General features: G+C 41.8%; 21 protein-coding genes. 11 read left to right on the top strand and 10 right to left on the bottom strand.

Annotation, left to right across the window (positions count from 1 at the left end; all coding sequences use genetic code 11):
- The first annotated feature begins 4 nt into the window (after positions 1-4).
- Complete coding sequence (locus ACT3IB_RS08515) at positions 5-880, top strand: DUF4097 family beta strand repeat-containing protein (RefSeq protein ID WP_491538580.1); 876 nt, start codon at positions 5-7, stop codon at positions 878-880.
- Positions 881-939: 59 nt separating this feature from the next.
- Here the strand turns inward: ACT3IB_RS08515 and meaB are convergent, their stop codons facing one another.
- The 3 genes from meaB to ACT3IB_RS08500 form a co-directional block, all read right to left on the bottom strand.
- Positions 940-2,040, bottom strand: coding sequence for a methylmalonyl Co-A mutase-associated GTPase MeaB (meaB, locus tag ACT3IB_RS08510; RefSeq protein ID WP_491538579.1), 1,101 nt, complete (start codon positions 2,038-2,040; stop codon positions 940-942).
- Between the two features lie 85 nt (positions 2,041-2,125).
- Positions 2,126-4,258, bottom strand: coding sequence for a methylmalonyl-CoA mutase (scpA, locus tag ACT3IB_RS08505; RefSeq protein ID WP_491538578.1), 2,133 nt, complete (start codon positions 4,256-4,258; stop codon positions 2,126-2,128).
- A 91-nt stretch (positions 4,259-4,349) separates the two neighbouring features.
- Positions 4,350-6,371, bottom strand: a complete 2,022-nt coding sequence (locus tag ACT3IB_RS08500) for a methylmalonyl-CoA mutase family protein (RefSeq protein ID WP_491538577.1) — start codon at positions 6,369-6,371, stop codon at positions 4,350-4,352.
- A gap of 169 nt (positions 6,372-6,540) precedes the next feature.
- On the opposite strand from ACT3IB_RS08500, the gene ACT3IB_RS08495 reads away from it, so the two are divergent.
- From ACT3IB_RS08495 to ACT3IB_RS08480, 4 genes are all read left to right on the top strand, one after another.
- On the top strand, positions 6,541-7,704 hold the full coding sequence (locus ACT3IB_RS08495; RefSeq protein ID WP_491538576.1) for an acyl-CoA dehydrogenase: 1,164 nt from the start codon (positions 6,541-6,543) through the stop codon (positions 7,702-7,704).
- A 242-nt stretch (positions 7,705-7,946) separates the two neighbouring features.
- Positions 7,947-9,212, top strand: a complete 1,266-nt coding sequence (locus tag ACT3IB_RS08490) for a PAS domain-containing protein (RefSeq protein ID WP_491538575.1) — start codon at positions 7,947-7,949, stop codon at positions 9,210-9,212.
- A 63-nt stretch (positions 9,213-9,275) separates the two neighbouring features.
- Complete coding sequence (locus ACT3IB_RS08485; protein WP_491538574.1) at positions 9,276-9,719, top strand: SufE family protein; 444 nt, start codon at positions 9,276-9,278, stop codon at positions 9,717-9,719.
- A gap of 104 nt (positions 9,720-9,823) precedes the next feature.
- Positions 9,824-11,662 (top strand): ATP-binding protein, encoded by a 1,839-nt coding sequence (locus ACT3IB_RS08480; RefSeq protein WP_491538573.1) that lies wholly within the window; start codon positions 9,824-9,826, stop codon positions 11,660-11,662.
- A gap of 1 nt (position 11,663) precedes the next feature.
- On the opposite strand, the gene ACT3IB_RS08475 is transcribed toward ACT3IB_RS08480, so the two are convergent.
- Together ACT3IB_RS08475 and ACT3IB_RS08470 are read right to left on the bottom strand one after the other, a co-directional pair.
- Entirely contained in the window at positions 11,664-11,873 is a 210-nt protein-coding gene (locus ACT3IB_RS08475; RefSeq protein ID WP_491538572.1) for a dodecin, read from the bottom strand.
- A 115-nt stretch (positions 11,874-11,988) separates the two neighbouring features.
- Complete coding sequence (locus ACT3IB_RS08470; protein WP_095605246.1) at positions 11,989-12,198, bottom strand: cold-shock protein; 210 nt, start codon at positions 12,196-12,198, stop codon at positions 11,989-11,991.
- A gap of 191 nt (positions 12,199-12,389) precedes the next feature.
- On the opposite strand from ACT3IB_RS08470, the gene ACT3IB_RS08465 reads away from it, so the two are divergent.
- Together ACT3IB_RS08465 and ACT3IB_RS08460 are read left to right on the top strand one after the other, a co-directional pair.
- Positions 12,390-12,650: a nucleotide excision repair endonuclease gene (locus ACT3IB_RS08465; RefSeq protein ID WP_491538571.1), complete on the top strand. Its 261-nt coding sequence runs from the start codon at positions 12,390-12,392 to the stop codon at positions 12,648-12,650.
- 138 nt (positions 12,651-12,788) lie between these two features.
- Positions 12,789-13,280: a hypothetical protein gene (locus tag ACT3IB_RS08460; RefSeq protein ID WP_491538570.1), complete on the top strand. Its 492-nt coding sequence runs from the start codon at positions 12,789-12,791 to the stop codon at positions 13,278-13,280.
- Here the strand turns inward: ACT3IB_RS08460 and ACT3IB_RS08455 are convergent.
- From ACT3IB_RS08455 to ACT3IB_RS08435, 5 genes are read right to left on the bottom strand one after another with little or no spacing between them, the layout of a single operon-like run.
- Positions 13,257-14,417: a M20 family metallopeptidase gene (locus ACT3IB_RS08455; RefSeq protein WP_491538569.1), complete on the bottom strand. Its 1,161-nt coding sequence runs from the start codon at positions 14,415-14,417 to the stop codon at positions 13,257-13,259. The genes ACT3IB_RS08460 and ACT3IB_RS08455 overlap by 24 nt on opposite strands.
- A 5-nt stretch (positions 14,418-14,422) precedes the next feature.
- A complete protein-coding gene (locus ACT3IB_RS08450) occupies positions 14,423-15,037 on the bottom strand; it encodes a flavin reductase (RefSeq protein WP_491538568.1) in 615 nt (204 codons plus the stop codon).
- Between the two features lie 9 nt (positions 15,038-15,046).
- Positions 15,047-15,340: an STAS domain-containing protein gene (locus ACT3IB_RS08445; protein WP_491538567.1), complete on the bottom strand. Its 294-nt coding sequence runs from the start codon at positions 15,338-15,340 to the stop codon at positions 15,047-15,049.
- Positions 15,318-16,787, bottom strand: coding sequence for a GNAT family N-acetyltransferase (locus ACT3IB_RS08440; RefSeq protein ID WP_491538566.1), 1,470 nt, complete (start codon positions 16,785-16,787; stop codon positions 15,318-15,320). Before ACT3IB_RS08440 ends, ACT3IB_RS08445 begins: the two co-directional genes overlap by 23 nt.
- Before the next feature lie 37 nt (positions 16,788-16,824).
- Positions 16,825-17,481, bottom strand: coding sequence for a sulfite exporter TauE/SafE family protein (locus tag ACT3IB_RS08435; RefSeq protein WP_491538565.1), 657 nt, complete (start codon positions 17,479-17,481; stop codon positions 16,825-16,827).
- Positions 17,482-17,789: 308 nt separating this feature from the next.
- Between ACT3IB_RS08435 and ACT3IB_RS08430 the strand changes: the two genes are divergently transcribed.
- The 4 genes from ACT3IB_RS08430 to lplA all read left to right on the top strand — a co-directional run bounded on the left by ACT3IB_RS08430 (position 17,790) and on the right by lplA (position 21,614).
- The gene (locus ACT3IB_RS08430; protein ID WP_491538564.1) at positions 17,790-18,242 is read left to right on the top strand and encodes an RrF2 family transcriptional regulator; all 453 of its coding nucleotides are present in this window, start codon (positions 17,790-17,792) and stop codon (positions 18,240-18,242) included.
- Positions 18,243-18,272: 30 nt separating this feature from the next.
- Entirely contained in the window at positions 18,273-19,127 is an 855-nt protein-coding gene (locus ACT3IB_RS08425; protein WP_491538563.1) for a restriction endonuclease, read from the top strand.
- Entirely contained in the window at positions 19,120-20,490 is a 1,371-nt protein-coding gene (locus ACT3IB_RS08420; RefSeq protein WP_491538562.1) for an MBL fold metallo-hydrolase RNA specificity domain-containing protein, read from the top strand. The genes ACT3IB_RS08425 and ACT3IB_RS08420 overlap by 8 nt, the downstream gene beginning before the upstream one ends.
- A 122-nt stretch (positions 20,491-20,612) precedes the next feature.
- Positions 20,613-21,614 (top strand): lipoate--protein ligase, encoded by a 1,002-nt coding sequence (gene lplA / locus ACT3IB_RS08415; protein ID WP_491538561.1) that lies wholly within the window; start codon positions 20,613-20,615, stop codon positions 21,612-21,614.
- Positions 21,615-21,624 lie beyond the last annotated feature (10 nt).

The raw sequence follows: 21,624 nt of genomic DNA, 5'->3' as shown, positions 1-21,624 counted from the left end.
CTATATGAAAATTTCTGTCTCCATTATCACTGCAATATTCTTACTGGTCGGGGTTCTGTCCGTAGAAGCCCAAAATAAGAAATATAAATTAGATCAGGATTATGGTATCGCTGCAGACGGAACCGTGTTTTTGGACAGCGACGATGCTGAGGTTAATATTATTGGCAGTGATCGGTTTGATGTCAATGTTAATGTTTACCACCGTATTGATGTAGAGGGAATTGAATGGGGTTCTGACGGTGAATTCAAGATGAATGTAAAACAACGAGATGGAAATCTTTACATTAAAGAAGCTGAGCAAGATAATAATAGTTTTCGTATTGGAAATATTGACAGGGAGTACCGAATAACTGTTAGAATTCCCAGAGGGGTATCCATAGATGTAAAAGGGGACGATGGGACCTATGAAATTTCCGATGTTGGAGGGGCAATCAATATGGTTGCAGATGATTCCGATATTAGCGTAAAAAATGCCACCGGCGAAGATTTTTCATTCAAAATTGATGATGGCGATATCCATATGGATAAAGGTCAAGGGAAATTGACAGCAACGCTTGATGATGGGGAACTTCGGGTAGATAATGGCCGTTTTAGCGAAATTGATGTCAGTGGAGATGATGCGAGCCTATTTTTTGCTACTGGATTATCAGGTGCTGGTAAATACTATTTTGGTATAGACGACGGAGATCTGGAGCTGGATATTTTAGACGGAGGCGGTAGCATTGATATTATTCATGATGATACTGATATCAATACCATTGGCAACTTTAACAAAGTAAGTGATGAGGAAGAAAGAACCGTTTATAATGTAAATGGGGGAAATGCCAGTATTGAGATTGAAAGTGATGATGGAGACATCGTATTGCGAAATAATGAATAAAAGATTGCTATGATACAGGATTGCCCGGTACTAAAACTTGTGTTGGTATTGGGGCAATGCTATTTTTTTATCTCTCTGAAATATAGATCAAGCAGTTTTTGGGCAGCTTTGAAAGAACTCATCTCTCCATTTAATACCTGCCGTTCAATATCCTGCTGTTTCTTTTTTACTGCGGGATTGTCATAGAAATGCTCCGTAAGTCTATTGGTGATGGTGTCGTACATCCAGTGCTTAGCCTGGCGGTTTCTGTTCTCTTCAAAGTAACTATTTTCTTTTGTTAGCTGAATATACTCTAGAATTATTTCCCATAGATCAGGAATACCCTTGCCTGTTAATGCCGAACAAGTCGTTACTTTAGGAGTCCACCCCGATTTTGTTTCGGGATATAGGTGCAGTGCGTTTTTGTATTCTCGCACGGCCTGATTAACCGCCTTTTTACCGGCTTCATCAACTTTATTAATGGCAATGGTATCGGCCATCTCCATAATACCCCGCTTTATGCCTTGAAGTTCATCCCCGGCCCCAGCGAGCATCAGCAGTAGAAAGAAATCAACCATTGAGTGTACAGCCGTTTCTGACTGACCAACGCCCACTGTTTCGATAAAAATGGTATCGTAGCCGGCCGCCTCACAAAGGTAAATAGTTTCACGTGTTTTACGCGCAACGCCGCCCAGAGAGCCGCCCGTAGGAGAGGGGCGAATAAATGCTCTATCATTATTGGCCAGCGTTTCCATGCGTGTTTTATCACCCAAAATACTCCCTTTGGTTCGGGTACTGCTGGGATCGATGGCTAACACCGCCAATTTATTCCCCTTATCAATAATGTGATTGCCCAGCGACTCTATAAACGTACTTTTTCCTACGCCCGGTACGCCGGTAATTCCTATGCGTACAGACTCACCGGTATCTGGCAAACACTGTTCAATAATGTCCTGCGCCAGTTCACGGTGTTCGGCCTTGGTACTTTCGATGAGCGTGATAGCACGACTTAGAATAGTTCGATTCCCTGACTTTATACCGCTGACATACTCATCCAGTGAAAATGAGGAGTTTTTGTTTTTGAACCGCTCTAATCCTTTGGTATTGATGGCGTTGTTTTGTTCAACACCCTCACTTACCGAAAGGGAAGAGTCGTTATTTTTGTTTTCCTTGTGAGTCAAGAGAAAAGTTAATAATTAAGATCATATAGTTATTTACCACTAAGGAACTAAAATCACTTAGTGCACAAAGTGGCTTAGTGGTAGTTTATTTCTGAGCATCAATCAGGATTTCCAAAATCTGTTGGGCGGCAAGAGAAATAACAGTGCCAGGTCCAAAAATACCTACGACACCTTTATCATAAAGAAACTCATAATCTTGTTCTGGAACTACGCCGCCGACGATCACCATAATATCATCACGTCCTAATTTCTCAAGCTCGTCGAGTACTTGTGGGACCAGTGTTTTGTGTCCACCGGCCAGACTGGAAACGCCCAAAATATGTACGTCATTTTCAGCAGCTTGCCGCGCAGCCTCTTCGGGCGTCTGGAAGAGGGGGCCGATATCCACATCAAAGCCTAGGTCGGCAAAGCTGGTTGATATTACTTTGGCTCCGCGATCATGACCGTCCTGGCCCATTTTGGCTACCATAATACGGGGTCTACGTCCCGCAATTTCAGCAAATTCATCCGCGAGCTGCTGAGCCTTTTTAAAGTTTTCGTCTTTATCTATTTCTGAAGAATACACACCAGATACTGATCTAACGGTTGCGGTATAACGTCCGAACGCTTTCTCCATTGCATCGGAAATTTCTCCCAATGTTGCTCGCTTGCGAGCTGCTTTTACGGCTACGTCAAGCAGATTTCCATCTCCCGATTCTGCTACTTTGGTAATGGCATTAAGGGCTGATTGTACTTCTGCTTCATTGCGTTCTGATCGCAGTTTCTCAAGCCGGTCCAACTGTGCCTTCCGGACTTTTTCATTATCAACTTCAAGAATGTCAATCGGTTCTTCTTTGTCAAGCTGATATTTATTAACCCCTACGATGGTTTCTTTCCCGGAGTCGATACGTGCCTGCTTTTTTGCAGCAGCTTCTTCAATCCGCATTTTGGGAACTCCCGTTTCAATAGCTTTGGCCATACCGCCGAGCTCTTCCACTTCTTCAATGAGTTCCCAGGCCCGACGTGCGATACGGTCCGTTAGATATTCAACATAGTACGACCCTGCCCATGGATCAACGGCTTTGGTGATGCCGGTCTCTTCCTGCAGGTAGGTTTGTGTATTACGAGCAATACGGGAGGAAAAATCAGATGGCAGGGCAATAGCTTCGTCGAGAGCATTCGTGTGCATCGATTGGGTATGACCGAGTGCCGCAGCCATAGCTTCAATGGTGGTTCGCGCCACGTTGTTATAGGGGTCTTGCTTGGTGAGGCTCCATCCCGATGTTTGGCTGTGGGTACGCAGGGACATTGACTTAGGATTTTCCGGATCAAATTGTTTAACCAGCTTAGCCCAAAGCATGCGGGCAGCACGCATTTTTGCTATTTCCATAAAGTGATTCATCCCGATAGCCCAGAAAAACGAAATACGGGGAGCAAAGTCATCAACATCGAGACCGGCATCAATACCGGTGCGCAGATATTCGAGTCCATCTGCCAGCGTATACGCCAGTTCAATATCACAGGTAGCCCCGGCCTCCTGCATGTGATAGCCCGACACCGAAATGGAGTTGAATTTCGGCATATGTTCGGAGGTGTATTCAAAGATATCTCCGATAATACGCATCGACGGTTTGGGCGGATAGATATACGTGTTGCGCACCATAAACTCCTTAAGAATATCATTTTGGATGGTGCCTGCTAATTTTTCTTTTGAAACGCCCTGTTCTTCAGCTGTGACAATATAAAACGCCATGATCGGGATGACAGCTCCATTCATGGTCATAGAGACCGACATTTCATCCAGCGGAATCTGATTGAACAGCACTTTCATATCAAGGATGGAATCAATAGCTACGCCCGCTTTTCCTACATCACCGGATACGCGCGGGTGATCGGAGTCATAGCCCCGATGGGTAGCCAGGTCAAAGGCGACAGATAGTCCTTTTTGTCCCTGCGCAAGTGCTTTGCGATAAAACTCATTAGATTCTTCAGCGGTCGAAAATCCGGCATATTGACGGATAGTCCACGGACGGAAAGAGTACATGGTTGAATATGGTCCACGGAGGTAGGGTGGGATTCCTGCTGCATAATCAAGATGCTCGAGGTTTTCGATATCCGATTGGTTGAACTGCGGCTTTACCGGAATCTGTTCAGCAGTGTTCCATGATTCTCCACTTTTCGCTTTTTGATCGGCAGAAATCGAAGAATTGAATGCTATGTCAGAAAAATCAGGTCTCATAATAATCGCTTTTGTGTCATCCTGAACTAGTCATTGATTTGTTTATTGGCAACAGGTGTCGAAACAAGATCGGTATGACATCTTATATATTTTAATTTTTGATTACATTAAGCTTTTGTTGAAATCTTTTTAGCGTTTCTAAAACGTTACATTTTGCGTAGATAAATTCATCAACGCCAGCTTCTTTGTAGGTTTCTATATCTTCTTCCGGGTATCCTGCCAGCACTACAATGGGTGGATTTTCGAGATTTAAAATGGCATCCGTTATAGCTGGAACGAGCTCTTTGTATTCTTTGTCCGAACTGCAAATTACAGCAATATCCGGGTGATGTTTTTTTATGGCACCAATGGCTGCGTCCACATCTTCAAAACCAATAGGATCTTCGATCTGATAGCCGGCACAGCCAAAGAAGTTGGCTGAGAAGCTTGCACGTCCCTTGCGCCATTTCTTGTTGCCCAATGGTAGATTTAAAACCCTGGGTGTTGACTTGTGTCGCTCAGTTGCAAGGCGCAATTCTTCAAATGCTTGTGGACCTCGATAAGGCGCAACCGTTCGATACTGTTGACGACCAAAAGCAAGGAGCTTATCAATCTCATCCGCAATATTCGCTCCCTGTGAAAAGGCCTCAGCTAGATATTCTACAAGATTTTCTGCGTCACTTTCAATTTTAGTATTTTCCGATTCGCGCAATGCTGTTGTTTGTTCTGTTTTTCCAATATCGCTGCTCATATTTTCATCAGCGTTGGTGTACTGGTTCGTACCTACAAATGTGCGCCCTCGTTTAGCGATGGCCCGATTGCGCTGTTTTTGTGATGCTTGGATGGCTGATTGCACAGTTCCATTTTCAATTGCTTTGAACAGGCCGCCTTCTGCTTCAACATCCTGAAAAATACTCCAGGCTTTATCAGCAATTTTTTCGGTCAATTTTTCGATGTAATATGATCCTGCAGCCGGATCTTCTACTTTATTTAAATATGCTTCCTCACTCAGAATGAGCTGCTGGTTACGGGCAATGCGCTGTGAAAACCTATCGGGCTGACGGAAGTGTTCATCAAAAGGTAAAACTGTCAGGGAATCACATCCTCCAATAGTACCGGACATACCTTCGGTAGATGTACGCAGCATATTGGTATATGGATCGTAGAGTGTTTTATTCCACCGGGAGGTTTCTCCGTGTAAATACGCGGCATTACTTCTCGGATCTATGCCATAAGCTTCAATAAGATTTTTCCAAAGGAGTCGGGCAGCGCGGAATTTGGCAATTTCCAGAAAGTAATTTGATCCGATTGAAAAACTAAAGTTCAGTGCATGGGCTGCATCATCCAGATTAATATCATTTTCAGTGAGTATTGCTAGGTACTCTGATGCAGAAGCCATTGCATAGCCCAATTCCTGCACAATGGTAGCTCCGCTATTGTGATAAAAACGCCCGTCGACACCCAGCGGCCTAACCAATGGTAGGTTCTCTACTGCAATTTGTGCGATCTGACAAATATCACGTTCAATATCTTTTTTGTTTTTCCCGTAGTGGCCGTGTTGCAGCAGGTAGATAAATGGATCGTAACTAAAAGTTGCCTCCACCTTTTTGGGATGGTGGTTTTGGGCTTCATTCCAAAGCATAGCCAGTAGGGCGGGTGCAGCCAATCCTACATCAAAATGCAGGGGCGTATCTTCTAAAGAAATGTTATTAAAAAGTGATGAAAAGTCTGATTGACTCTCAATTGGCAATCCCTGGATATCGCCATCCAGCATTCCTTCTGTACGGCGAAGGGTTGTTTGAAATTGTAAGGCATCGGCACCGCGATCGAGTGCCAGCCGGGCTGTTTTATTGGCCCGGGAGATATCATGTTCAAAAACAGGTTCGCGTATTTCCCAGCTATTGGCCTCGGTATCAGTATGTGATTTTGGAATCGGTGTTGGTCGGTTGAGGCCAGATAAATCCTCACGCCGGTAAAACGGCAGTGTTTCTACACCTTCACCTGTTTTCCAGCGGAGCTTTTCTTTATAATCAGCTCCTTTTAAATCTTGTTTAATAATTTCTTCCCACTCCTCAGTAGAAACAGGAGGAAATTCTTCAAAAAGGGATCGCTTGGTAGAATCGGAGTTGCTCATAGTATGAATTTCGTCTTAGTTATAGCCCCAAAAATAATGAGCTTCGCATTACTTTACTAATGCTCGTTGGTAGATGTAACCGGTTTCAATTCAGGGCCGATATTTTGATTCTGAATCGCTATATTAAGATCAAAATTTAGAACCCAATTTAATATTAAGAGGCTATTCCATGGAAAATATAGACCCACAAATGCCCGCGCTGACAACACTAACCGAAGATGAGAAGATGCTGCAGGAGGCGGCGCGTGATTTTGCAGAGAGCGTAATTAAGCCCAAAGTGCATGAGATGGATGAGAATGCTAAGCTTGACCCCGACCTGATACAGGAGTTTTTTGATATGGGATTGATGGGAATCGAAATTCCTGAAAGTTACAGCGGGGGCGGCGGATCATTTTTTATGTCGATTGTAGCTATTGAGCAGATTTCCCGTGTAGATGCCTCGGCTGGTGTATTTATGGATGTACAGAATACGCTGGTAAACAATGCCTTTTTAAATTTTGGAAGCGATAATATCAAAGAGCGTTTTTTGCCACAGCTAGCGACTGAAAAAGTGGGCGCTTACTGTTTGTCCGAAGCCGGTTCGGGCAGTGACGCTTTTGCATTGAAGACTTCAGCCAAGGAGGAAGGCGATCATTATGTGCTGAATGGTTCTAAGTTGTGGATTACGAATGCAAATGAGGCAGATATCTTTTTAGTGTTTGCTACGGTAGACCCTGATGCAGGTTATAAGGGGATTACGGCTTTTATTGTGGAGCGGGATTTTGAAGGATTTTCTGTATCCAAGAAAGAAAATAAGTTGGGAATTCGAGCGAGTTCTACGTGCGAAATCTTGCTGGAAGATTGCAAGGTCCCGAAAGAAAATGTGTTAGGTGAAGTTGGAAAAGGGTATAAAGTTGCAATGGAAACTCTGAATGAGGGACGAATTGGTATTGGTGCACAGATGATTGGCATTGCCCAAGGGGCACTTGATGCTACGCTGGAATATACTCAAGAGCGCGAACAGTTTGGGCAGTCCATTTCAGACTTCCAGGGTGTACAGTTCCAGCTGGCAAAGATGGCAACAGATATTGAAACGGCGCGACTGCTTGTGTATAACGCTGCGCGAATGAAAGAGAATGGCGACAATTTTCTTAAAGAAGCGGCCATGGCCAAGTACCACGGTTCCGAAGTGGCAGAAAATGTTACTTCCCAAGCGGTCGATCTATTTGGCGGATATGGCTATGTGAAAGAGTACCCTGTGGAAAAATATTACCGTGATGCGAAGATTGGCAAGATTTATGAAGGGACCTCCAATATGCAGCTGAATACCATTGCCAAACTTTTACTGAAGTAACGATTAGATTTGCGAAAAAAATGCTTTGGGAAGTTCACTGCTTCCTAAGGTTTTTGCATAATCAATTATAGAGTCAATTTATTTTAATGTTAAAGTACTTTTTGTCTAAAATTCTTTAAGAAAAATTGAATTAATCGGAATGATTGGGATTTGTATTATTGTTGATGGAAAGTATTAAGGCAAGGTTGGCATGTAAAATGACCATTATCATCTATTAAACTCGGATTAAGCAGACTTTTAATATGGAATCACCAGATATCAATGCACTTAAAAAATGGTGCAAAGATGAAGAATCATTCAAAAAGGTTAAGTCAGTCGTAGAAAGTATTGTCGATAAAGGCAATGAATTGGAAAAAAGATTGAATCTGCTTGAGTCGGCTATACGCAGTGATTACGATTCCATATTGATTACAGAATTAACCCTCGAAAAGCCCGGACCCAGAATAGTTTATGTGAATGATGGGTTTTGTAAGATGACGGGTTATTCCAAAGAGGAAGTTATTGGCAAGACTCCACGCATTCTTCAGGGGCCAAAAACAGACCGAGACGTATTGGATAAATTGAAGCGTCGATTAAAAGAAGGGCAATCCTTTTTTGGCCAGGCTGTTAATTATCGTAAAGATGGTTCGGAATTTGTTAACCAGTGGGATATCCATCCGTTGACTGACAAAGATGGTAATGTAACCCATTGGGTTTCCTACCAGCACGATATAACGGAACGCAAGCGTGCCGAAGAACAACTTGTTGATCAAAAGGTGGAATTTGACGGGCTGCGCGAGGAATCAAAGCGTACGGTTGTTGATGTTGATGTGCAGGGCAATATTGTGATGGCGAATAAGGCGTTTCGTGAACTTGTTGGCTATGGAAAAGATGAGTTAAAACAAGTCAAGATTTGGGATCTGTTTCCTGATAAGTATATGAGTTCAATAAAGGGACGCTTTGATAAGGAAGATGAGGATGCGTATTTCAACGATGAAGAGTTTAAGGGCATTATCAATCACAAAAATGGATTTCCTATCCAGGTTAAGGGAACAACGTCTATTTTAGATCTTAAAGATCAAAAACTCATTCGCGCAGAGATCGAAAATATTTCGCTCAAAAAACGTATTATGGATACGTTGAAAAAACGAAATAAAGAGTTTGGTCGGATTGTACGAAGGGCCTCAGAATTTTCCTATGAAGTTGAGCTCAAAGACGGAAAACCTGTCTTTAAAACAGTTTCGAAAGAATTCCCGGAGATAACCGGTCTTTCCGCTGATGCTGTTGTTGGAAAAGCTGATGCCAGTAATTTTATTCACCAAGACGATCTCGATAAATTTAATACTCACTTGCAAAAGATTTTTGAGGGCAATGATTCTACCTGTGAGTATCGCATCAAAAATAAAAGCGGAGAGTTTGTTGAAGTCTTAGATTACGGGAAGCCCGAATGGGATCAGCAGAACAAAGAGGTGGTTACTGTATGCTGTGCAGTTTCGGTTGATCCGGCTTACGAGAAGACAGAAGTATGACCTTATATTCTCTATAGTTATTTGTATTTTGCTAGTGTTGCAGATAACTATAAATACTAGACGATGGCTGATATTCACGAAATACAACGGCAAATCATAAACGAGTTTAAAGCTCTAAGCGATTGGACCGAACGTTATAAGCATATTATAAAACAGGGTCAAAATTTAGAATCCTTGGATGAGGAGCATAAAATTGAAGAAAATTTAGTCCGTGGATGTCAATCACAGGTTTGGTTGCACACTCGTCTCGAGGATGGGAAAGTTATTTTTGAGGCTGATAGTGATGCTGCCATTACCAAAGGTCTTGTTGCGCTGATGGTTCGCTTTTATTCTGGTCAAAGCCCCGAAACCATAATAAATACCGATCCCACCTTTATAAAGAAAATTGGGATGGAACAACATTTATCACCAACCCGCTCTAATGGTTTGGCTTCGATGGTTAAACAGATGAAAATTTATGCGATGGCCTATAAAACCAAGATGCAAAAGGAGCAGGCCAAGGCGTAAGCCCCACCTTTTATTAGTTTCTTTTAATATCATTCGATAGCTAATTTCGTTTTATTATTCTTAAGTATTATTCTTTTGGAATATCATAAATAGCTGTACATCGAATGTCTTCATTATCGAGTATTAAAAAGTTCGCCTTTGCCAAGGATCTGGTTCAAGACAAGATTGAACAGATCAACAGAACCGGCGTTATAGTAATGCACCATGTTTCATTTTCGCTGGCGGCAGTAGCTATTCTGTTCTTAATTGCCTTTCGCCTAAATGATTCCATTTCGCTGTCATGGTTTTTTATGAGCATTAGTGTGGCATTTGTGCTTATACCAGTGTTGGCTCGCAAGGGGTTTGAGAATACGGCCAAATTTCTACTCTTGGCTTATATAAATGTCTGTATTCTCATTCTTAGTTCAGTGTTTGGCAAAGACATGTTGATACAGGCTTTTTACATCCCCGCCTGTGGTTTGGCAATTTTGTTATTTGACAAAGATCACCAGCAATTGCGCAATATTGGGATAAGTATGGCTGTGGCATGCTATGTTGTGCTCGACTATGTGATTTTTGATCAAATATACCTTACTGCTGATGAAGGGGTTATTTTGAAATGGAGTATTCTGGGTGCAGCATTTATAACTACCTGGCTTACTTTTAACAAATTTTCGGAATCAAAAGAATTGGCGGAGGAAGAAACCCAAAAACTGCTTAAGAAAACACAGTCGCTAAATAAGGAACTGTTAGAAAAAAAGGGACAGCTGGAACAAAATGTGAAAGAACTTGAAAAAGCTAAACAAAAAGCGGAGGAAGGTTCGAAGGCAAAGTCTGAGTTTCTATCTACCATGAGCCACGAAATTCGCACGCCAATGAATGCGATTATTGGGATGACCAATTTGTTGGCAAAAGATAATCCCAGGGAAGACCAGGTTGAGCAGCTTGAAATTCTTGATTTTTCAGCCAAAACCTTGCTTTCGCTTATTAATGACGTGCTCGATTTTTCTAAAATTGAATCCGGAAAAATTGAGTTTGAAAATGTAGCATTTAACTTGGAGAACCTGTTAAACGGGGTGTTAGAGAGTTTCCGTTTTACAGCCGAAAAGAAAGATGTACCCCTCTACTTGGATTTTGATGAAGATTTGCCGGAAACCATTGCTGGAGATCCTAATAGATTAACACAAATATTGAACAACCTTGTCAGTAACGCGGTAAAATTTACTGAAGAGGGAAGTGTTGGGATCATCGTGGAATTAAAAGAGCGGAATGATGATCAGTTAAAAATTCTGTTTACTGTTACCGATACGGGCATAGGAATTTCGGAAGATAAACAGGAAGAAATTTTTAAAAGTTTTACCCAAGAGCGAAGTGAAACGTCGCGGGTTTTCGGTGGAACAGGACTGGGGCTTACCATCAGTAAAAAATTGGTTGATCTACAGGATGGTACTATTGACTTGGAAAGTGAAAAAGGGAAAGGCAGTACCTTTTACGTAGAACTTCCCTTTAAAACACAAGAACATGCTGAGAAACAGCGCTCAAACTTGCGCAAGAATGAAGATGAAATGCCTGACTCGCTGCGTGGCACAAAAGTGATGTTGGTTGAAGATAATGCCATCAACCAAAAAGTAATGATTCGATTCTTGGAAAAATGGGAGATTGAGGTGATAGTCGCTGAAAATGGAAAACAAGCAGTTGAAAAAATGAAAGAAATGGCGTCAATCAATTTGGTACTGATGGATCTGCAGATGCCAGAAATGGATGGTTATGAAGCAACTCGGAAAATTCGAAAACTGGATAATAAATACAAATCCACTGTTCCAATTATTGCTCTTACCGCAGCAGCATTAAAAGAGGTTAAGGAGAAGGTGTTTGCATCGGGCATGAATGATTATTTAACCAAACCCTTTAATCCTCCGGAACTGCAGAAAAAACTGGAGTTCTATATTTTAGATAAATCGTAGATTACCCATTTAGCGTAAAGCCTACTTTTATAACAACTTGCCACTGAGCAACAGCGCCATCTTCAATGGAACCTCGTGTTTCAATAACTTCGAACCAACGCATATCTTCTACGGTTTTTGAGGCTTTTTCTATGGCATTTTCAACAGCAGCTTCCAGCGATTTATCAGAAGTACCAGTTAACTCAATCTTTTTATAGGTATGGTTTTCCATGGGTTTATGATTTTATCACGGTTATTTGTCACAATATAATGGGAACTCTCAGCAATAAAAAAAGCGCTACCGGTGAGGCAGCGCTTTTGAAAATAATGATATCTAAATAATCATATTACAACGGTATCACCTCTTGTGCCTGTAGCCCTTTTTCACCTTCTGCAACAGTGAATTCAACTTCTTGGCCTTCTTCTAACTTTTTATAGCCTTCCATTTCAATTTCACTGAAATGAACGAAAATATCTTCTCCTTCTTCTCGAGTTATGAATCCATAACCTTTGCCATTATGGAACCATTTAACAGTTCCTACTTCACGTTCTGCCATGATAAATCTCCGAAAATTTTTACTTCTTGTGCTACTTAAATGTTTAATAACGCCTTGCTAACGCATTAAATGGCGCTTAAGAGCCTAAGTATAGTATATTTTTTTTGGATTACCTACTATATGTAAAATTTAGTATCTAAATTTTTAAATATTTTTATATATCACTTTCAAAGGCTGGAATTTACACAATTATGTCAGGACAAAAACGTTTATTTGAGCACTATAATCCCATCGAAAACAGGATGGGAAAATCCTTTTTTGAAGAGCTACCCACCAAGCCGGGCGTTTATCAAATGTATGGACGATCAGAAGTGTTGTTATATGTGGGAAAGGCAAAAGATCTCAGGAATCGCTTGTTTACTTACCGTCGCGCTAAGATGGGGACCTCCTCCAGAAAAACGATTCGCTTGATACGAATGACGCATGATATTTCTATTAAGATTTGTGATTGAGAAAAGGAAGCACTGCTGCTGGAAAATGAACTTATCCGTAAACATCAGCCTGAGTTTAATTACGCCAAAAAGAAACCGGAGACGTACTATTTCATCGGCCTAAATCGAGATGAAAAATGTCTTGGTTTCAAACTACAGATGAAGCAGCCTAAAATGGATTATGTGTTCGGTGCTTTTAAGGGGTACCGATTAGTACGTAAATCAATGGGTGGTATCATTCGACTGCTCTATATCCTGGAACATGAAATTTCTTCTGTATTTCATTTACCAGGTATATTGAACCAAAAGCTAACGCCTATGGAATACGAGTTATCGATTAATCAAAAAGGTGAAATAATGAATAAAACGTGGGAGGGTCTATTGGAATTTTTGGGAGGCCAAAGTACACTTTTCATAGATCAGGTTGTAGAGTTATGTAAAGAGCATGGATTACTGGAATCGTTTGCCGGATCTATGGTTTTGGATGATCTGGATTCCCTGAAATGGTTTTACAAGCGGTGTTCATCGAGAAATTATCAAATTAGTCAACAGCTGGAACTGGATTCGCCCTTGATACCGCAAGAAAAGCTGGATGACTATTTAATTGAGTGGGTTTTTGAAAAAAGACTAATTGAAGAGGGGAGGTTCTAAAAGTAAAAGCGTGAATAACGCAAGTCGGTCTAACGTTTGTTCCAGAAATATCTTTTCGTGATAGGCGTGTGCACCTTCACCTACGGCTCCCAATCCGTCGATAGTGGGTGAATACAAATTGGAAAAGTTGCCGTCAGAGGCTCCTCCAGATATGCCCTCTTGTAATTCAAGCTCGAGTTCTTTTCCAAGTTTCTTGGTAGTGTTCCAGAGTTTTTTGTTGGATTCATTTTTCTCCAGCGGCGGACGATTGATATCCCCGGTTACTTTTATTTGGACCCCTTCAATTTCGGGCTGCAGATTATAAATCTGTTCTTTTATTCGTTCGCCGTCTTCCTTTGTAGGTACACGCACATCAACAACCGCTTTGCTTTTTGCGGCCACCACGTTAGAACGTTCTCCTCCTTCGATAGTACCAACATTTACGGTAACACCGGTGGCGGGATCATTCAGCCGAAACAGCTGCTGCACAATATGGGAGAGACCTAAAATGGCGCTTACCCCTTCTTCCGGGGCCAGACCTGCGTGAGAGGGGGTGCCGCCAATAGTCACTTCAAAATCACCTACTCCTTTGCGCCGGGTTTTAATTTTACCCTCTTTACCCAGGGAAGGCTCTAATACAAATGTACGCTCAGCCAACTTTGCATGTTTAACAATGTTTTCTTCAGATTCATGACTGCCAATCTCCTCATCAGAATTGATGAGAAATATGGGTTGTACGTCCGTCTTTATTTCTAAGTCTTGGATCGTCTGCATCCCAAAAATCATCATCGTTAGTCCCGCTTTCATATCATACACGCCGGGACCACTTACCTTGTTATCTTCAATTTCGAACGGCATTTCATTGAGCGTTCCGATATTCCACACCGTATCGCAGTGCCCAAGTATTAATTGACAGGGTTTAGAAGGATCAAAGTCAGCAGGCTTACAAACTAATTGCCCCGCTGTTTCATCACCCGCAATATGATCAACCGCATAGTCGAACTTTTTAAACTGTGTTGACAAAAGTTCCCATATTTTTGTAAAAGTATCCGGTTGATCTGATGGGGTTTCAGTTTCAACCAGTGATTGAAGCAGAGAAAGAAAGTCCGCCTTGTGTTTCTTAATGTACGTACGAATCTTTCTGGACCTATCCGTCATAACAACTATCGTTTGAACTCCTTTGGAAAGGGGAAAATGTTACTTTCTTTGATGACACTAAATCGGTTGGGATGCAAGTAAGCCAACAGAGGATTGTTGTAGATAAGTTGCCCCTCATCGACGCCACCCCCAACTTTTCTGCTCATATTTTTATCAATTCGAGCCGCTACAATTTCGCCAACAACCATTTCCCATTCTCCAAACTTGCCTATAAATTCGGTAAATTTACATTCTAATTGAAAGTAGGAATCTTTCACAAAATGACCATCAATTTGATGTGCCGGAGAAGTGGGAATTTTATCCAGAATGGGTTTCGAATTGTCATCTTCTCGCTGTGTTGCCGCCAGACTTGAGACGGTGAGTTGGCTGGGTTTGGGATAGCTTACCGTAAATACTTTCTCGCGCTGTACATTGCGATAGGTGGTTTTGCGTGGGGTACCCATGAAACCGAAGTGATTACTGAATCCCAGCGGCATAGCCATATGTTTGGGGGCAAAATTATAGTTTCCGTCCTCCTCTTTGCTGCCAATGATAATCAGAGAATATACGGTATAAGTTCGACTCCAGACATCCTGTTCAACATCCAGCTCGACCATGTTGTTATTATTTTCTTCGCCCATAACGATTCCTTAGTTATTTATTACTTTAGGTTGCCAGCTAGTGTCCAGTTCCAGGATCTCAAGTAACTCAAAAAATATTTCCGGAGGATTTATAAGCTGTAGGTCTTTTCCATCTTGTTGCCACTTATACAAAAAAATTATGCCTTCGCTGTCAATGAATTTACATCCGGAAAAGTCAATTTTGAGGGTCTGCGTATTATTGTTGATATGATTTAGAATCATGTTTTTGATCCACAGGTTGAACCCACCTTGTAGTGTAACATTTAGCGTTGTTCCCTTTCTATGTATGCTTGGAATACTCATCAGTAATAAAAGATTTTATTTGTTGCCCAAATTCAGAATGAACATCGACAAGATCAAAATTAAAGGGAATACAAATTTTTTGCAGTCGCAGGTAATCCGATTCATTATGAAAGTAGGGAGCCAGACCACAGTAAATAAAGCCTAATCCTTCGAGCTGGCCTAATTGTGACGGTGTCGCAGAATTTTCGAGCGGTAGATCTAAGTAAATAGCGTTGGGATCTTCCTGCCCAATCAAGCTGTCCAGCATATCACGCAGCACGGAACGGAAATCGGGCCCGTACTTTTTGACAATGATAAGCGCTGTGGAATCCGCATAATTTATTGTCAGCTCGGCGTCCGATTTTTCAGCCATCTTATAGTATTCGGGCTTTTTGGTAGTGATGGGGATATCAAGTAGGTTATACGTTTTTAAAAGAATATTACGGTATTTTTTGGGCAGATAAATTTCCTTAGACCGTGTATTCTGTAGCGGTAACACATCGATGACAACAGAAACCGGCTGTGGATAATCTTCATCGAATCCTTTGAAAACCACATTGTTTGTTTCCAGGAGCATGAGTCCCGTTGATATAAACCCAAACTTTTGATTTACCCGTTGACTTACCGGATGAATCGTTACCGCTTTGCCAAACAGGGCATCGAAATGATGGTCGCGTGCTACTTTTATCAGGTGCTGCATCATCCCGCCCATAATGCCCTGTTTACGGTAGCGGGGCGAAACAACTGCTTCTCCCACCTCGGCAATATTGGAGTCACTTTTCTTTAATATGGCAAAATATCCTAATGCCTCTCCCTCATCGCTGCGTGTGATAACCCCCAGCTTTTCCTTGCCGGTTAATGCCTGTTCGATTTTTTTGGGAAAGTAGAGATCCTCTTTTGTGTAGGAATACTCGTAAGTACGGTAAATAAGCTTGGCAATATCTTCGGCATCACGGGGGGTAATTTGTTTGATGCTGTAAGGGACTTTGGAAGCCTTATCTTCCGGTTCTTCTGGGTTTTCAGCTCTGGACAACTCCAGAAGTTCGTCAATTTCATGAACATCAATAGACTTTTGTAATCTGAATTCCTTACCTTCTTTGCCACGGTTGATGAATAAAAAATCGTCTGTGAATCGACGGATGATCCGTAATCCGGCTCCTTCAAAGTTACCATCTCCCATAGCTTCCTGAGCACTGTATCGGTGTCTATCGGGATCGAAGGGTTCCCCGACCTCACTGGCAATAAGCTCGATATCTGAAAGTGTTTGCCGGAAAGTGAGATCAAAAAAGCCTTGGCTTTTGTCGGGATAGGCAAATAAGATGATATCAGTAATCAGTTCACTGACAGCAATAGTGAACTTTGTGGCTTCTAGTTCGGACAAACCACAATTAAGGCACCAGCTATAGGTGAAGTCGCAAATTGGATTTATGGCTTGTTCATCGGTTGATATATGAAATTGTATATCCATCGATACTCTCTGTTTTTATAAGCTCGTACGCACTATTTCAATGTAGCATTTCTCCCACTACTATACCTCTAAAAATAAGATAAATTCCAAAAGCTGCTGCAAGATACGGTATAAATTTGTTAATACGCTGACGCCATTCAAGGCTCACAAAACCAGGGGCCAAAGACATCATCAGCATTGCCGGCATTGTACCCAATCCAAATAAAGCCATAAACAGGCTGCCCTGGACAACCGAACCCGTGGTTACAGAGCCGGCTAATCCCACATAAACAAAACCACAGGGTAGCAATCCATTTAAAGTGCCAATGGTGAATAATGTGAGGGTGCCACCCTTTTTAAATTGGGTGAGCATCATTTTTTCGAGGTGATGATATAATTTCTTCAGACCAATTTTTTGCTTCCATTCGTCAAGGGATTTGAACTGAAACAACGCCCCAATGAGAATGAAGGTACCCAGTAGTATTGATATGGATTGTTGAAATCCGGCAAGGGCAATAGAGTGGCCAATAATGCCAAAGATGACCCCGAGAAATGTATAAGTCAGCACGCGGCCGATATTATAGAGCAGGCGGCCCCAGATGAGTGAGACCATAGATTCATTTTTTCCCGGCAGGGCCAGAGCAATGGGACCACACATGCCAATGCAATGGAAACTACCCAAAAAACCAATAGCCAAGGCAGACCAAATTTCCATAACGTTTTTTTAAATAATTAAACAAATTTGAATCAGTTGACGCGTATGTAAGGTGCTACATTTTTGGTGCATAAATCCCAGTTGGGGTTGCATAATTTTGCTTTATATTTTAGCTGTTTTTTAATGTGTTAATGATTTATTTTTTTGATAGACTTATAAATTTCAGGTTACTTACAGGGGTCTGTAAAATCATTTTATAGTAGATTTTTCTTAGAAACAATGTTGATTAATCTGGGCTTAACGAAAATAGCCAGCTTACGTGTTTTTTAACAAAGGGGCTAGGGACTACTAAATCCAATCTTTTATATATGTTATTATCAAATGCTTGTGTATATGGTTTGAGAGCTACAGTTTATTTGGCTGCAGTTTCGGATGACTCTTATGTATCTATTAAAAAAATTAGCAATGATCTCGATATTTCTCATCATTTTTTAACAAAAGTATTACAAAAGCTTACCAGTGCAGATATGATGGAATCCATGAAAGGCCCAAAGGGTGGAGTTCGCCTGGTAGGTTCCACAGATGAAATTACTCTGCTCGAAATTGTTGCCGTTATCGATGGGATGGATATTCTAACCGAATGTGCCTTAGGTTTGCCGGGCTGTGGAACAGAGAAGCCCTGCCCGATTCATGATAAATGGGCTGATACACGAGATGAAATCCGAAAAATGCTATCCAGCACCACATTGCAAGATCTTGTTGAGGAAGGTAAGTCGGGTAATTTACGAATAACAGCGGACGGGAATTTCAGATGGGTCTAGGCTAATTTATAGAACAAGAGGGTTGCAGCTATGGGAAGCGTAAATGTTACAAAAGCTTCAGGAGAGACAGAATCCTATGATGAATCTAAGCTGCGCAATTCTCTTGCGAATGCCGGGGCTAATGAGCAGCTGGTTGATCGGATTGCCGATGCTATTGATGAAATACTATATAATGGTATTTCTACCCAAAAAATTTATCGTGAAGCCTTCCGTTTATTAAAAAAGCACTCCAATCGTTCAGCCGGACGATATAAACTTAAAGAGGCTCTTTTCGAGCTGGGTCCCACAGGATATCCATTTGAAAAGTTTACGGCAGAGTTATTAAACAGGTTGGGATACAAGACCGAGGTCGGCCAAATAATCGAGGGGAATTGTGTATCTCACGAGATTGATGTTATAGCTGAAAAAGGAGATGATTTTTTTATTGTAGAGTGTAAATTCCACAATCGGAAAGATCATAAATGTAATGTACAAGTACCCTTGTATATCCAATCCCGATTTGAGGATGTAAAAAGAAAGTGGAGCCGAAAGCCGGGCCACACAGGAAAGAATCATCATGGCTGGGTAGTGACCAATACCCGTTTTACAAATGATGCGCAGCAATACGGCAAGTGTATAGGATTAAATTTGTTAAGCTGGGATTATCCAAAAAATAACGGACTCAAAGACCTGATAAGCCGCGTAAATTTACATCCTGTTACCTGTTTATCAACCTTGAAGAGTGATGAGAAGAAAAGGCTTTTAGAACAGGATATCGTATTTTGTCAGCAGTTGGCAGAGAATAAGAAGCTGCTCCATCAGATGGGTTGGGACAGTCGAAAGGCCGGTGACATTTATCGAGAGGCCAAAGCTGTTGCGAGTTTTAACAACAAATCCGATGAATAGAAAAGTACAGATCCATTTTTTAGGAGGGGCGGGAACCGTTACGGGTTCTAAGTTTTTGCTCAGCTTTCCGAAGAAAAATATTCTTGTGGACTGCGGAATGTTTCAAGGGGTTAAAAAACTACGTGAATTGAACTGGGCTTATCTGCCGGTAGATGTTAAAGATATTGATCTTGTGGCATTGACACATGGTCACATGGACCACACCGGTTTTTTGCCGCGTTTAGTTAAGATGGGCTTTAACGGGCCTATCTGGGGAACGGCACCCACGCTTGATATCACTGAAATTATTCTAAGAGACAGCGCTGAGATCCAGGAAGAAGATGCGCGCCGAGCAAATAAAGAGGGATTCACCAAGCATGACCCCGCCAAGCCTCTTTACACGGTTAAGGATGCCGAACGAACCTTGCCATTGTTCGAGGAATACAACCGTGGCGAGTGGATAACGGTTAGTGATGAAATTTCCCTCCGTTATAGGTATAACGGACACATTCTGGGCGCTACCTTTGTAGAAATTAAAGCATATGGCAAAAAATTTGTTTTCTCAGGTGATGTGGGTAGAAAGGAGGATCCATTACTTGAGGATCCGCAAAAGCCCGAGAAAGTCGACGTACTGTTTTTTGAAAGTACGTATGGAGATCGCTTTCATCCCGATGAGGAAGAGAATAAGCTTGAACATATTGTTAATGACACCATCGGTAAAGGCGGCACGCTTATTATCCCCAGTTTCGCGGTTGAACGTGCTCAGCTTTTGATGTACCTGCTTTGGCAACTAAAAAGAGCAGGAAGGATTCCCTCAGTGCCTATTATTTTAGATAGTCCGATGGGGGCAGATGTCTTGAAGCTTTTCAATAAACACTACGACTGGCATAAATTGAGCCGAGAGGAATGCAAGTCTATGTGTGAGCAGGTACGAATCGTACAATCCTTTAAAGAAACCTGGGAGATTATCGATGAAGATCAGCCTAAAATTATTATTGCTGGCAGCGGTATGGTTGGCGGTGGTCGAGTATTAACCTATTTGCAGAAGTATCTTGATCGTCCTGAAACAACGGTAATGCTGGCCGGGTACCAGGCAGAGGGTACTCGCGGGCGACAGCTGTTGGAAGGGTGTAAAGAGATTAAGTTTTTCGGGAAGTATCATTCTGTGAAAGCCAGGATCGAGTACCTCGAAAGTCTCTCGGCACATGCAGATCAACAAGAGCTCATGAATTGGGTTGATGGTATTACTGAGTCGCCTGAAAAGGTTTTTCTGACCCATGGAGAACCCCAGGCACTGGATATGATGAGAGTAAAGCTCAAGGATGAAAAAGGATGGACAGCTGAGATTCCCGAACTATTTGATATCCAGGAGGTTGCTCTTTGAGCTTTTGGTCTCTTGAGAATTCGAAGCTGCAGAAGCAGGAAAATCTTCATATTGCTTTCAAAGTATAAGGCTACCTTTGTCCGCAATATACATTTCCCGATTATTACAATAATTTCATTCTTATGATTTTTATCCATAACGAAGGTGTTACCGATCCTCATCTGAACCTTGCGCTTGAAGAATATGCGCTCCGTAATTTTGATTACGATCACGATTACCTGCTATTCTACATAAATGAGCCATCTATTATCATTGGCCGAAATCAGAATACCCTTGAGGAGATCAATCACAAGTATGTGGAGGAAAAAGGAATCCATGTTGTCCGGCGAATATCGGGCGGTGGAGCCGTATATCACGATACCGGGAACCTGAACTTTAGTTTTATCACAGATTACGATAAGAAGAGTCTTAATAACTTTGAAAAGTTTACAGCCCCGATTGTTCGTGTCCTAAACACCATGGGAGTCGATGCCGAACTTAGCGGGCGTAATGATCTTCAGGTTAATGACCGCAAGATATCGGGCAATGCGCAGTTTTCGAGCGTAGATCGTATGTTTAGCCATGGCACTCTTTTATTTGACAGTGACCTGGATGAGGTGACGAATGCATTGGATGTGAAGATGAACAAGATCGAATCGAAGGGACATAAATCAGTTCGCAGTCGCGTGGCAAATATCAGCGAGTTTATGGAAGAATCAATGGAAACTGCTACGTTCCGACAAAAGTTGTTGGAAGGGTTGTATGAGGATCGCGATGAATTTGAAACGTATCACCTAACGGAAGCTGAATGGAAAGAAGTGCATAATCTGAAGGATGAGAAGTACGGGCAGTGGGATTGGAATTTTGGCAAGTCCCCTGATTTTAATATACAGCGTACACGGCGATTCGATGTCGGCGAAATTGATCTGCGACTGGATGTTGCGGATGGTCATATCGATAATATTAAGATTTATGGTGATTTCTTTGGCAGTGAGCCGGTGGATCAGCTCGAAAATTATTTAGAGGGTGTGCGGTATGATCGAACAGAAATTGAAAATCGGATTGAGCCTATAAATATCGAGCAATACTTTGGAGCAGTACCTAAACCCGAATTTATTGAGCTGGTATACGGCGCGGATGAATAACTGAATTCAG

It is taken from the genome of Fodinibius sp. GM21 (assembly GCF_058386955.1).
This window is presented reverse-complemented; position numbering and strand designations above follow the sequence as displayed.

Coding starts and splice junctions, on each gene's coding strand:
- ACT3IB_RS08420 (WP_491538562.1), top strand. CDS start 19,120: ATGAATAGAAAAGTACAGATCCATTTTTTAGGAGGGGCGGGAACCGTT.
- ACT3IB_RS08470 (WP_095605246.1), bottom strand. CDS start 12,198: ATGGCAGAACGTGAAGTAGGAACTGTTAAATGGTTCCATAATGGCAAA.
- ACT3IB_RS08485 (WP_491538574.1), top strand. CDS start 9,276: ATGGCTGATATTCACGAAATACAACGGCAAATCATAAACGAGTTTAAA.
- ACT3IB_RS08500 (WP_491538577.1), bottom strand. CDS start 6,371: ATGAGCAACTCCGATTCTACCAAGCGATCCCTTTTTGAAGAATTTCCT.
- ACT3IB_RS08425 (WP_491538563.1), top strand. CDS start 18,273: ATGGGAAGCGTAAATGTTACAAAAGCTTCAGGAGAGACAGAATCCTAT.
- ACT3IB_RS08480 (WP_491538573.1), top strand. CDS start 9,824: ATGTCTTCATTATCGAGTATTAAAAAGTTCGCCTTTGCCAAGGATCTG.
- ACT3IB_RS08435 (WP_491538565.1), bottom strand. CDS start 17,481: ATGGAAATTTGGTCTGCCTTGGCTATTGGTTTTTTGGGTAGTTTCCAT.
- ACT3IB_RS08455 (WP_491538569.1), bottom strand. CDS start 14,417: ATGACGGATAGGTCCAGAAAGATTCGTACGTACATTAAGAAACACAAG.
- ACT3IB_RS08450 (WP_491538568.1), bottom strand. CDS start 15,037: ATGGGCGAAGAAAATAATAACAACATGGTCGAGCTGGATGTTGAACAG.
- ACT3IB_RS08440 (WP_491538566.1), bottom strand. CDS start 16,787: ATGGATATACAATTTCATATATCAACCGATGAACAAGCCATAAATCCA.
- ACT3IB_RS08465 (WP_491538571.1), top strand. CDS start 12,390: ATGTCAGGACAAAAACGTTTATTTGAGCACTATAATCCCATCGAAAAC.
- ACT3IB_RS08515 (WP_491538580.1), top strand. CDS start 5: ATGAAAATTTCTGTCTCCATTATCACTGCAATATTCTTACTGGTCGGG.
- ACT3IB_RS08460 (WP_491538570.1), top strand. CDS start 12,789: ATGAAGCAGCCTAAAATGGATTATGTGTTCGGTGCTTTTAAGGGGTAC.
- ACT3IB_RS08475 (WP_491538572.1), bottom strand. CDS start 11,873: ATGGAAAACCATACCTATAAAAAGATTGAGTTAACTGGTACTTCTGAT.
- ACT3IB_RS08495 (WP_491538576.1), top strand. CDS start 6,541: ATGGAAAATATAGACCCACAAATGCCCGCGCTGACAACACTAACCGAA.
- ACT3IB_RS08430 (WP_491538564.1), top strand. CDS start 17,790: ATGTTATTATCAAATGCTTGTGTATATGGTTTGAGAGCTACAGTTTAT.
- scpA (WP_491538578.1), bottom strand. CDS start 4,258: ATGAGACCTGATTTTTCTGACATAGCATTCAATTCTTCGATTTCTGCC.
- ACT3IB_RS08490 (WP_491538575.1), top strand. CDS start 7,947: ATGGAATCACCAGATATCAATGCACTTAAAAAATGGTGCAAAGATGAA.
- lplA (WP_491538561.1), top strand. CDS start 20,613: ATGATTTTTATCCATAACGAAGGTGTTACCGATCCTCATCTGAACCTT.
- ACT3IB_RS08445 (WP_491538567.1), bottom strand. CDS start 15,340: ATGAGTATTCCAAGCATACATAGAAAGGGAACAACGCTAAATGTTACA.